The sequence below is a fragment of the Gemmatimonadota bacterium genome, assembly GCA_026387915.1.
Classification (GTDB): domain Bacteria; phylum Gemmatimonadota; class Gemmatimonadetes; order Gemmatimonadales; family Gemmatimonadaceae; genus Fen-1231.
Genome location: JAPLKS010000013.1, coordinates 289009 through 300698, shown reverse-complemented (window position 1 = coordinate 300698; position 11690 = coordinate 289009). Strand labels below are relative to the sequence as shown.

Here is an 11690-nt window from a genome sequence, read left to right as displayed (position 1 = left end):
CACGGTCCGCCCGCACCGCAGCGGCTTGCTGCACGCGCTGATGTGCGGCGGTGGCGGCATCGGCGGCTGTTGCCGCGGCGCCTTCGGCCGCCACAAAACGCTCGTGCACGGACTGTAGTTCAGCCGCAGCGGCCGCGCGGGTCGTCTCGCTCGCGGCCACGGTGGTACGAAGTTCCGACAACTCCGCGCGACGACGCAACGGGCCTGCGCCCGACGATGTGCCTGGCAGCCACACGGCGCCCCGCGCATCCACAAAGGCACTGCCTTCATCGAGCGTCTTTACATGGCCGAGCAGGGAACGCACCCACGAGCGCACAGGGCCTTCGGTATGCACGAGGCCGGCAAGTTCGCCGAGTTCTGCCCCATTGTTTTCGGCGCCAATCGCGTCGAGCGGCAGGAGGAGCAGGGCGCCAGGGTTAGCACCAGTGTGCCACTGACGCACGGCATCCGCCGCCGCACGGTCCCGCACCACCACGGCGTGTACCGTGGGGCCAAGAAAGCGCTCCACGAGGAGTGCGGCCGCTGCATCGGCGCCAATGAAGTCGGAGAGCGGGCCAAGGATGGCGCCTTCACCAAACTGTTCGCGATCACGCAATAAGCGCGCGGCCGCAGGGGCGAGTCCGACACGTTCGCGCTCAAGACCTTCGAGTGCGCTCAGCTTGGCTTCTACGGCGGCGTGCTCTTCGTCCACGCGCCGTACGTCAGCGCGGGCGACGGCATCCTTCTCGCGCCATTCACGCGCCGATTCACGGGCCGCACCCAATGCCACGTCGGCGTTGGCGGCTTCACCGTTCGCCATCGCCAAGTTTTCGTCGGCGGTCGCGAGGTCGCGTTCCGTGAGTCGCTGCTGTCCCGCCAACTGTTCGTGCTCGGCGGCCAGCGTTTCGCTCTGTTGGGTGACGTCGGCGAGCTCGCGCTCGGCGCCCTCACGCTCCAGTTCGCGGCGACGCAAGCCGTCGCGCAACTGGCGCACGTGCTGGTCGGCGCGTTCCACCCCATCACGCGCGACGGCCACGCCGCCACGCGCTTCTTCTTCGGAACCGACCTGACGCTGCAACGTTTCGGCAGCTTCGCGGAGCGTCTCGGCGGCCTGCGCTTCGTCCTGACGCGCGGTTTCCCACTCGGCCACTACGCGCTCGCCGAGCGCGGCGCCTTCACTCCGTTCCTGCTCGGCGCGCTGGCGGCGATCGACGGCGTTGCGATGGCGTTCCTCCGCCACCGCGATTTCACTCTGCAATGTGAGCGCGGACTCGCGCGCTTCCGCGGCCGCGAGGGCGCGCGCGGAACGGGCCGTGTCGGCCGCCGCACGTGCGGCGTGCGAGGCATCGCGCGTGCCTTCGGCGGCACCAACGCCTGCCTGCGCCTCTGGGGCTGCGGCACGCAGGCCATCGAGGCGTTCGTCGAGTTGAATCAGCTCGTCGTGCCACGCCGCCATTTCTTTGGACGCGAGCGTGAGCTCCACGGCAAAGCGGCGCGTTGTGATTTCCGCGTGACGCTCGGCGCGTTTGCGCTGGCGCGCGAGGCTGCGCACCTGGCTCGTGACCTCGTTGATGAGGTCATCAATGCGCGAGAGATCGCCGCTCGTCTGTTCCAAGCTCCGTTCTGTGGAACGGCGACGGTCGCGATACAGCCCCACACCGGCGGCTTCTTCAAACAGTTCGCGACGGTCGTCGGGACGGTCGGAAAGCAGCGCATCGATCATTTTGCTCTCGATCACCACGCCGGTGTCGGCGCCCAAGCCGGTGCCGCGGAGGAGATCGTGAATGTCGCGCAAACGGCAGGGCGCGCGGTTCAGGAAGTATTCGCTCTCGCCGGCGCGCGTGAGGCGCCGCGTGATGACGACTTCCTTGAACGGCACGGGCAATCCGCCGTCATCATTCTCAAAGTGCAGCGAGACTTCGGCGAGGCCCACGGCGCGGCGCGCCGACGAACCCTGAAAGATCACTTCTTCCATCTTGGCGCCGCGCAGCAGGCGCGCCCGCTGTTCGCCGAGCACCCAACGCACCGCGTCGGAGACATTCGACTTGCCGCAGCCGTTGGGCCCGACAATCGCCGTCACGCCCGTGTCGAAGAGCATCTCCGTCGGGTCCGCGAAGGACTTGAAGCCGAACAACTCGAGTTTCGTCAGCCGCACTTAGTACGTTCTCCCCGTTCGTATGGCCATCACCGGTGTCGTTCCCGCATCGCGAACCCATGCGGCGAGCGACGCCGCCTGCAACGGCGTCTCAAACGCGCCCGCGAACACGCGAACGCGACCATCATCCTGCTCAAGCGCATAGGCGCCGATCCCGCGGCCCAGCCACACGGCCACCGCTGCGTTCGCGACTTCGCGACTCACACCGTTTTCCAGCAACAGCGCATACGGACGTCGTACCACGCGCCCTTCGCCTTCGCGTACCACGCCACGCGCACGCAACGCGGCAAGTAAAGAATCTGCTCCGGTTCGGGTACGCCAAGCCCCGACGACGGCCTGATACCAGAGCGTGCCACCGCCAAGCGCAACAGGGGCGACGGTGGGCGCCGGAAGGGGCGCCGCCGTGGCGCCATCCCGCAGCACAGAATTTGCACCCGCGACAGTGTTTGCCGCTACGACTTCGACCGCAAAAAATGCAGAACTTGCTGAATCCGCGCCGTTCACCGGATCGCCCAGCCGGATCGTGTCGGCGTGGGGCGGGGCAACGGTCGGCCCCGAGGCCGAAGCGGGAGTCGTGCCAGCTGTTCCGGGCGCTTGCCCAGCGGCTCCACTGGCTTCATTGGCTCCGCCCGCCGCGCTGAGCGCCGCTGTGGGGCGCGGTCGCGACCGCCACCAGAGCAGGCCGCCTGCGCCAATCGTCAGGCACAGCAGGGCTGCTACGGCCCAGCGTCGCCCCTTCGGGGCCGCGCGCCGGACCGGCAGGGTCGAATCCACGTATCCCGCCGGGGCGTCTACCGTGGCCACGAGTGGGAAGCGCCGAATCAGCTGCGGCGGCGTGTCCACCGCCACCACCCCCTGCGTGGCCGAGACCAACGTGTCGATTCCGTCGCCGTCCAGCGGGGCCACGAGCAGCAACAGCGCCCCCGCCTCCGCAAAGCCACGCACCAGCTTGGGCCACCGCTCGTGGCCGAGCGTCCGCAGCGTGGCGACTGGGGGAGTGCCCGCGGGGAGCACAAAGATCGTGTCGTGGGCCAGCGCTCGCCGCGCAATGTCATTGAGCGGCAGCCCATCGCGGAGGCAGTCGGTCAGCCCGAGGGCATCGTCCCCACCCGCCAGTTCATACAGCGGGTCGAGTTCGCCCACGAGATCGGCGAGCACCACCTGACGATGATCGCACAGCGCCAGCGCAATGCCCACGGCAACATCCGCTGCCTGTTCGGAGTTGCGCCCCGTGACTACCGCTGCCGCCACATCCTCGAGCGCACCCGCCGCACGGCGCCCCTCGTCCTGCCACGCCAGGTTGTCGGCGGGCGACGTGCGCCTCACGGCGTTCCCTCAAAAACCCAGAAGGGAAGTCCGCTCTTTTTGCCAAGCCGCTCCGCTTCCGCACGGCTGTCGAATGGGCCAAACACAATGCGATACACCGGCGTGCCGTCGCGCAGCCCTGGCACCACCCGCACCGGCTTGCCTTCGACTTTGATCGTCGCCGCCATCAGCTTGGCGCGTTCCTCGTTGAGGAGTGCGGCAAACGAGAGCGTGAAGAACGGTTTCTTCGCTACTGCCGACGCCGTCGGCGCAGGCGCGACCGGAGTCGCGGCCGAAGCAGCTGGAGCACCTGGAGCCGTCGGCCGGATCGTTGCCGTTGCGGCTCCCGTTGCTCCTGCTGTTCCTGCTGCTGCCGCGGACGCGACGGCAGCCGACGGTGCCGCAACGGCCTGCGTCGCAGCCGCTACCGCGTTTGGAGGAAGCGCAGCCGCAGCGCCGGCGGGTTGCGTGCTATCTGCCACCGCAGGTACATCGGTGGAGTCGGTCTCAAACTTCACAGGTTCGTCGAGTCCTGCCGCACGCGGTCGAAATCCGTTCCAGCGCACCAGCATCCACAAATCCGTCGCGCCGCCAGCGTAACGCACCCGCTCACGGCGCGTCATGGCGTCCACAATCACGACGTCATTACCCTGTGCGACCACGAGCCCGCCATCCGGCGCAACCTGCGGCAGATCCGCGCGCCACGCACTCGACACACTGCCCACATACCGCGCCGTGCCCACCGCGATGATGCGGACCGAGTCCCCCTCGGGCGAGCGCGCCAGCACAAACTGACCGTCCGGATCCATCCGGAGCGCAGCCGGCGGCGTGGGGAGCTTGATCGTACGGTCCACCGCTTCGGCGTAGCGGTCGATGACCGTCACCGAGCGATCGTCCTGCAACGCCACAAAAATGCGATCGCCACTGGGCGTGGCCGCGGCGTCGACCACGGTGGAGCCGAGGCGGATGGTTTTCATGCGCGTCAGATCACGGGTGCGAACCGTGACCAGCCCAGAGTCGCCAGCAAAGTAGAGGCGGTCACCGATGTCGGTGCGCACGACCAACTGTGCGTGCGGCACCTGCGTCGTTTGCGTCACACGCGGTTCCGGCGGGCGCAGGCGACGGAGTACGGATCGATTGCCGTCATCGCTCAACAGCACGAGCGTACCGTCTGGGAGCGGAATCAACGAGCGAGGCGGAGCCTCGGGGGTGTAGTTCCACGTGCCGCTCGGCGTGAGTCGCTGCACCTCATGCTTGGCACCCACGCCGTACAGCGCCCAGCCATCGGCGCTGGTGAGTCCGCCCAGCGGTTTTTCGGATGCCGGTGTGGTTTGACCCACTCGGACGTCGAGGCGCCCAGGAATCCCCTTGGCGTCCACGTATGCCACCGATCCCTGCGCGTCATCAAAGGCGAGGAGCCGGTTCACCGATGGCACGCGGCTCCCCGACTGCCAAATCGCGGAATCGGAGCCCCACCGGTACGCGCGCGCTACGCCACCCTCGCGCGGAATCCGCAGCAAAATTGCGTCCGGACCGTTGCCCCCCGGGCCTCCGGGGCGCACAGCTTGGTCTGCGCCGTGACAGGCGAGCAGAGCGATCGAAAAAATGAGTGAGCGACGCACCGGAACAAGTTAACCTCTCGGCCTCCTGCAGGGAGCCGCGCGGGGCCGAAAAAGATGACGGCCCGGAAGCAGAGCTCCCGGGCCGTCATCTTGCGTTGTGCGGCGACCTAGAACGACGGTCCCAGCGTCCACTGCCAGTACCCCTTTTTGGAGTACGAGTCGATCGGAATCGCATAATCCCAGCGCAGCAGGGCAAGCCCAAACAGGTTGAACCGCACGCCGTAGCCGTACGAGCGCAACGGGAAGCGCTGGCTACTCAGATCGTAGTTGGCCGGCTTGGACATCGTCACCGACTGCCCACCGCTCCACGCCATGCCGGCGTCGTAAAAGAACAGCCCGTCGAGCGGGGGAAGACTGATGGGCAGGAAGCCAAGGTCAAAACGCCGGATGAGCGGAAAGCGCAGTTCGGCGTTGAACAGCGCGACGCGGCTACCGAGCAGTTGGAGCGCGGCATTGCAGTTGGCGCTCTGCACGGCGACGCAGTCGGTGCTCAAATAATTTTCGCGGTCATACCCGCGGATGTACTGCGGAATGCCGATGTACCGCGGGAAGAAACTCTCGCCTTGTCCAACCTGCACGTCGGCGTACACGCGGGTGGCCAACGTGAGGAAGCTGAACACGAGTGCGTCGTAGCGGCGGAAGTCGGCGAGGTACTCCATGTACCCCTGCTTCCCGATATTCGCGTCAACGGCGGCGCGATAGCGGTGCCCGTAAATGGGCCCCGTGTTCCCAAAGAGCGAGTTGTCGCTCACATACGCGACGCCGGGTTTAAGGAAATTCAAACTTCCCGTGCTCTTGACGCTGTCCACGTAATAGCCCGTGGCGTAGCCAGCGTTGTAGTCGATGCCGCGACTGATGAACTCCGACGCGATGTCGATATTCGTAAAGCTCGCGCCGATTTCAAAGCGGTTGAAGCGGTTCAGCGGATATACCCCGGTGTACCACGCCGACCGAATGAGGTACCGGTTGAGCGCCTGCTGTTCAATCACCTGGCCGGCACCCACCGGCGCGAGGTTGTAGTAGTTGCTCGGAATGAAGTAGGGCGTTTGCGAGGCGCCGACCATATAACTCAGCCGGTTGGCCGAGCTGGAGTACTGCACAAAGACATTCGCTTCGTCGAGACGGCCGTTCACGCTCGCCGCGGTGATCAACTGGCGATTGCCGAGGAGATCGCCAAAGAGAATGGCCGTGCCGCCGTACACACCGCGTCCGTAGTTGTCTTGCGAATAGCCGAGGGAGGGGCGCATCACCGCTTCGGGATGCAACGCTGGCGAGTACACCGCGTCCTTGAGCGACGAATCACTCGGCAACGCGAGCGACGCACTGTCGAGCAAGGCCGCTACTGACGTCGGATTCTGCGCCCCAGCGGGGAGGTCGGCCGTTGGCCGGAGGCCGCCGCTGCCACGATACACCGACTGCCGGCGCCCCGACGAACTGTCGCGCCGCGCGGAAACACCTTGCGCCGCCAAATCCTTCACCGACTGTGCCGCACGCGCCGCGCGCACCGCAGCGCTGTCGGCGGCCGTCATGTTGATCGGGGCCGATGCCACCGTCGCCGCGACTGGTTCACGGTACGGATCGCCCTTGAGCTGCCGCGGATTCGTGAGCGACCAGATGGTGTAGTCGCCGTGATCGAAGTACACGAACGCAATCTTGTCGGCCTGACGCGCCCAGCTCATCGCGGGGCTGTTCTCCGTCACCGACTGTACGCCGCCGATCATCCTGGTGAGCTGGTAGTGCTCCTTCGCGTCGAGGTCGTACAGAAAAATCTGTGTGATGCCCGTGCGGTCGCTGATGTACGCAATCGATCGCCCGTCGGGGCCCCACATGGGGTTGAAGTTTTTGCCACTCTGCGCGGGAATCGTCTCCACGGCCAGCGTTTCGAGGTCGAGGATGTTCACGCGCCATTTGCCGAAGCGCAGCAGGTTGAGATCGGTCACGCCACCACGGTCGCTGACGAACGCCACCTTGCGACCATCGGGCGACCACTGCGGCATCAACCCGGCGTACCAGCCCTTGGTGAGTTGCCGCAGGTTCCGGCCGTCCGCGTCAATCATGTAGATGTTCGTGAGTCCGCTCTTGCTGCCACTGAACACGAGCTTCTTGCCGTCTGGGCTCCAACTCGGGCCGACCATGGCGTCGAGGTCGGTGTCGAGCCGCATCACGACATCCTTCGACTTGATGTCGAGAATGTCGATTACATCTTTGCCGCGTCGATACGCCGTGTAGGCGAGCAGTTTGCCGTCGGGCGAAAAGGCACTCTGCGAATAGGCGTAGCGCAGCTCCTCAGTTTCCGGATTGAGCGTGCTGTTGGTCAGTCGCTTGATGCGCTTGCCGTTGGTGGCATCGGCCAAGTACAGGTCGAGAAACACCTCGGCGCGCATCAGACTGCCGGTGGAGATGTACGCAATCTGCCGACCATCGCTCGAGAGCGCCGGCGCGACATACACGGGAATGATGCCACCCGTCTTCTTTTCGTTGAGCAAGGGAAGCGCATTCTTGCGCGGACGCTCGAGGTTCGCGATCCCCGGCAGATATTGCGTCTGCACGGCGTCCTTCCACTCGTCGCCCAACTCGTCGAGCTCAAAGCCGGTGTGCCGCTTGAAGGCGCGGTCGAGCGTGGTGGTGCCGGCCGCCAGCAGAATTTCGCCAATCACTTCGTCGCCCCAGCGTCCGCCGATGTAGCGCCAGAACGACTCGCCATAGCGGTACGGGAAGAACTGGTCGGGGCGCTCCGTCATCTGCTCGACGGACGGAATCTTTCCGTTCAGCGCCGCGTCGCGCATGATCGCGTCGGTCGCCTTGTGGTCGGGGCCCATCGAGAGGTACTCGGCCATCCCTTCGGCAAACCAGTGCGGGAACTGCTGCCCCTGTACCATCTGCTGGCCGGCCACCGAACCGCCCGTACGACCCTTGAACTGCACGTCGTACTGGAACTGGTGCACCATTTCGTGCGTCAACACATGCTCCACTTCGGCGAGGTCCTGCCCAAAGAAGAACATGTTGCGTTGGTGCGCTGCGTCCGTCACGCCGCCGGTGCCTTCGCCCAAGTCGCCCGTGACGTTGTTCTGCGCAAAGTCACCGCGCGAGGCAAAGAGCACGATCGGCTTTTTCTCGCGGAACTGATAGTTCAGCAAACGCGACAAGCGGCCATACGACCGCTCGGCCATGCGCGCCGCAATGCGAGCGCCCTCGGCCATTTCGGGGTAGTAGTGCACCTCGAAATGCTCCGTGGTGAGCACGCGCCACTTGAACTTTTTGAACTGGACCTGGTTTTGCCCGAAGTACGCGTACTGGGCGTGCAGCGCCGGTGCGGCGATGGCGAGCGTGAGCGCGAGCGAGGCGGTGCGGAGCAGAGCAGACCGGAGACGCATTGGGAAATGCCTCAGGAGGGCGAGACAGCGAGCAGCGGGGCATCGCCCCACAAACGCTCAAGTTGATACTGTGCGCGCGCGGACGGATGAAACACGTGCACCACGAAATCCACGTAGTCGAGCAACACCCAGCGACCGGAGTCGAACCCTTCGGTGGACGCCGGCCGAATCCCGTCCTTGGCCAGCTCCGCTTCTACATTTTTGGCCACCGACCGCACATGTGTGTCGGACGTACCGCTGGCGACAATGAAGTAATCGGTCATGTCCGTGACGCCGTGCAAGTCGAGCACCACGACGTCCTGCGCTTTGTGGTCCACGCACAGCGCGGCCGCGCGCCGAGCCGGAGCGTCGGGGCGGGCGGACGGTTTGGTTCGGGCAGCTGACGGCATCGCAGATGGGTGGGCGGCGGATGCAAGCACGCTCAATAGTATGCAAAGCGCGCGCAAAATGTTCCGCGCTGGCTGGGGGCCGCGCGTCCTGAAAACGATAACGCCCCGCAAAGCGGGGCGTTAGGGTCTTGGTACAACAACGACGCGTGCACCGTGGATCGTTCTCCGCTGTCCGTTCACCGCGCCGCGAGGCGCCGGCGAACGGACAACCGAAAACGGCCGACGGTTGTAGCAGTTACGCCTTGATCACCCAGACTTTGACTTCCGGCTTCACGTCGGCGTGCAACCGCACGGTCACCTTGAACACACCCAACTCACGAATCGGCTCCGGCAGGTCGATCATGCGCTTTTCGACCTGAGTAAAGCCCTGCGCTTCGAGCTGGTGGAGGATGTCCGCCGCGGTCACCGAACCAAACAGCTTGCCTTCTTCGCCGACGCGCGCCGAGAAGGTGAGCGAGAGCGCTTCGAGACGGTTGGCAATTTCTTGCGCCGCTGCGATGCGTTCGTTTTCAGCCGCTTCGAGACGGCCCTTTTCCAGCGCGATGCGCTTCTTGTTGCCGGGCGTCGCTTCGTACGCGACACCGCGCGGCAACAGAAAATTGCGCGCAAAGCCCGACGACACCGTTACGATGTCGCCCGGATGGCCGAGCTTGTCGACCGCTTCCCGCAGAATGACTTCCATTGGACCCTCAATCGTTCAGGTTTTCGGCCTGGCCCGGCGTCGCCAGTCCAGCCATGTATCGCCAAGTCCCAGCCCCAAGGCGAGCACACCAACCACGTTGTAGAAGAGCAGTGTGAACGCCACCAACATCACCATCATCCAACGCCCGGGGGCGAGAAAATACAGTGCCACCCCCATCCCCCGCAGCGCGTAGATCGCACCGAAGAACATCAAGAGATTGGCTCCAACCATCCGCAGCGGTGCAAACCCCGGCACCACCACCAGCGCCAATCCCGTCACTAACCCCCATACCAACTGATCACTGAACCGGAACTCGCGCAAATCGACCAATGCTGGGCCGATGCGCGCCCGTCCCACTCGGTGATACAGCGCCCAAGCCAATGCGAGCGCGGCCAACGATTCCAACGCGAGCATCGCCGGAAACAATCCCTGACTGGCCTCCGGTGTGGCCTGAATCTGTGCATCCATCTGTTGCGCCAAAGAATCGGCGCTCGGATTGGCCTTCACAAACTCTTTCCACTCCGGTCGCCCGGTCATCTCACGCCAATCCTTCAGTGCGTCCGCGGCACGGCGACCAAACTCCGCACCCACTGCCTCGCGCACTGCGACTGGCCCACCGGGCACCAGCATCATCATGCCACCCGACAGCGCGAGCGAAAGCGCAATCGCCGTGACGGCTCTCGAAAAGAACGCCGTACTGGCCGCAGACCGACGGAGCGCGAGCGCTCCGAATGCTGCGCTGAGGACCAGCGCCCATCCCGTCACCAACACATCGAACTGCCCGAGGGTCGCTTCGCGCGACACGACCCACGCCGCAATCGCCGTCCACATCACGGCGAGTCCGGCTCGTCCTCCGGCCCACCAGCCGGCTAGCGCGCAGGCCGCCAAAGCGGGTGCGATCAAAGCCAAGCTGTGCTCCACCGGGAGGAGCAAGCGCAATCCGGGGAACACCGGCACGAACAACAGCAGCGCAAGCGCCGCAGTCAATCGCCACCACCCTCGTTCCCGTTCAACCGCCGGCGCGGGGGTGCTACCCGGCGCCACGGCGTCGTCGTTCATCTGTAAAAAAGCGTCCCGCTTACGGCGTGTGACCGCGGGTGTACGGCAGCAGCGCGAGGTAGCGGGCCTTCTTGATGGCCTTGGCCAGCTGGCGCTGGTGACGGGCGTCAACGCCGCTCAGACGGCTCGGCAGAATCTTGCCGTTGTCCGTGATGAAGCGGGCGAGAAAGCGCTCGTCCTTGTAGTCCACAAAGCGGATGCCCGCTTCGGTGATGGGGCAGGTCTTCTTTTGGCGGCGCATGGATTATTCCTCGTCGTCGTCGTCGTCATCGCTGCGCTTGCGCGCGGCGAGCTGCTCTTCCGTCATCGGCGGGGCCCCGAGCTCGTGCTCGTGCACCGAGATGAGGTAGCGCACTACGCTGTCGTCGAGCTTGAGCGAACGCTCGAACTCCGGCAACGCCTTCCCGTCGGCCGTGAAGCGGGCGATGACGTAATAGCCCGACTCCTTGGTGCCGATTTTGTAGGCGAGCTGACGGCGGCCCCAATGGTCGAGGGTGATCTCACCCTCGGCGCTGAGGAGCGCGTGATGCTTTGCGATCTTTTCGTTGATGGCGGCGTCTTCGAGTGCAGAATCGAAGATGTACACCGCCTCGTAGTTACGAGACAATGCGGCAATCCTCCCTTTGGTCTGATCGCCTCTCGCGGGTTGCCGACGCAAGAAGAGAGTGGCTCCGGTGCGGCAGGCGCCGCACGCGCTTGAAAAGAGCCATATATGGACAGCCACGTAACTTAGCTCACCCGGAGGGCAGGGTCAAGCGGCTGTCCAAGGGAATCCGCGGGTGCCGATTGCGGTGGGGGAAGCTGTTCCGGTAAACTGCAGGATGGCCACCCCACTCACCGCCGCGACCCGCGTGGTTGTCAGTCAAGACCAAGTCTCCACGAATCTGTCGGGAGAGGAGGTCATTCTGTCTGTTCGGGACAGCGTGTACTTCGGCCTTGACCCGGTGGGCGCGCGGATCTGGGCGCTCATGCACCAACCACGCACGCTCGGCGAGATCGCGAATACCGTCGTCTCCGAGTACGACGTAGAGGGCACCCGCGCCCTCGCCGATCTCTTGGTGTTGGCCGACCAGTTGCGCGATGCCGGTCTCCTCGAGGTTTTGCCTGCGCCGACTGCGTAGCTAT

General features: G+C 65.1%; 10 protein-coding genes. 1 reads left to right on the top strand and 9 read right to left on the bottom strand.

Going from position 1 to position 11690, the window contains the following annotated elements:
* The 9 genes from NTZ43_08260 to rpsF all read right to left on the bottom strand — a co-directional run.
* The coding region (locus NTZ43_08260) for an AAA family ATPase (protein MCX5767197.1) at positions 1 to 2134 on the bottom strand (2134 nt) is incomplete at its 3' end.
* Complete coding sequence (locus NTZ43_08255; protein ID MCX5767196.1) at positions 2135 to 3460, bottom strand: hypothetical protein; 1326 nt, start codon at positions 3458 to 3460, stop codon at positions 2135 to 2137.
* Positions 3457 to 5061: an SPOR domain-containing protein gene (locus NTZ43_08250; GenBank protein MCX5767195.1), complete on the bottom strand. Its 1605-nt coding sequence runs from the start codon at positions 5059 to 5061 to the stop codon at positions 3457 to 3459. Before NTZ43_08250 ends, NTZ43_08255 begins: the two co-directional genes overlap by 4 nt.
* Before the next feature lie 107 nt (positions 5062 to 5168).
* Positions 5169 to 8435, bottom strand: a complete 3267-nt coding sequence (locus NTZ43_08245) for a hypothetical protein (GenBank protein ID MCX5767194.1) — start codon at positions 8433 to 8435, stop codon at positions 5169 to 5171.
* An 11-nt stretch (positions 8436 to 8446) separates the two neighbouring features.
* A complete protein-coding gene (gene rsfS, locus NTZ43_08240; protein MCX5767193.1) occupies positions 8447 to 8824 on the bottom strand; it encodes a ribosome silencing factor in 378 nt (125 codons plus the stop codon).
* Between the two features lie 235 nt (positions 8825 to 9059).
* A complete protein-coding gene (rplI, locus tag NTZ43_08235; protein MCX5767192.1) occupies positions 9060 to 9506 on the bottom strand; it encodes a 50S ribosomal protein L9 in 447 nt (148 codons plus the stop codon).
* Positions 9507 to 9521: 15 nt separating this feature from the next.
* Complete coding sequence (locus tag NTZ43_08230; protein MCX5767191.1) at positions 9522 to 10565, bottom strand: DUF2232 domain-containing protein; 1044 nt, start codon at positions 10563 to 10565, stop codon at positions 9522 to 9524.
* A gap of 19 nt (positions 10566 to 10584) precedes the next feature.
* Entirely contained in the window at positions 10585 to 10806 is a 222-nt protein-coding gene (gene rpsR, locus NTZ43_08225) for a 30S ribosomal protein S18 (protein ID MCX5767190.1), read from the bottom strand.
* Between the two features lie 3 nt (positions 10807 to 10809).
* Positions 10810 to 11172, bottom strand: a complete 363-nt coding sequence (rpsF, locus tag NTZ43_08220) for a 30S ribosomal protein S6 (GenBank protein ID MCX5767189.1) — start codon at positions 11170 to 11172, stop codon at positions 10810 to 10812.
* A 214-nt stretch (positions 11173 to 11386) separates the two neighbouring features.
* On the opposite strand from rpsF, the gene NTZ43_08215 reads away from it, so the two are divergent.
* The gene (locus tag NTZ43_08215; protein MCX5767188.1) at positions 11387 to 11686 is read left to right on the top strand and encodes a PqqD family protein; all 300 of its coding nucleotides are present in this window, start codon (positions 11387 to 11389) and stop codon (positions 11684 to 11686) included.
* Positions 11687 to 11690: the final 4 nt, after the last annotated feature.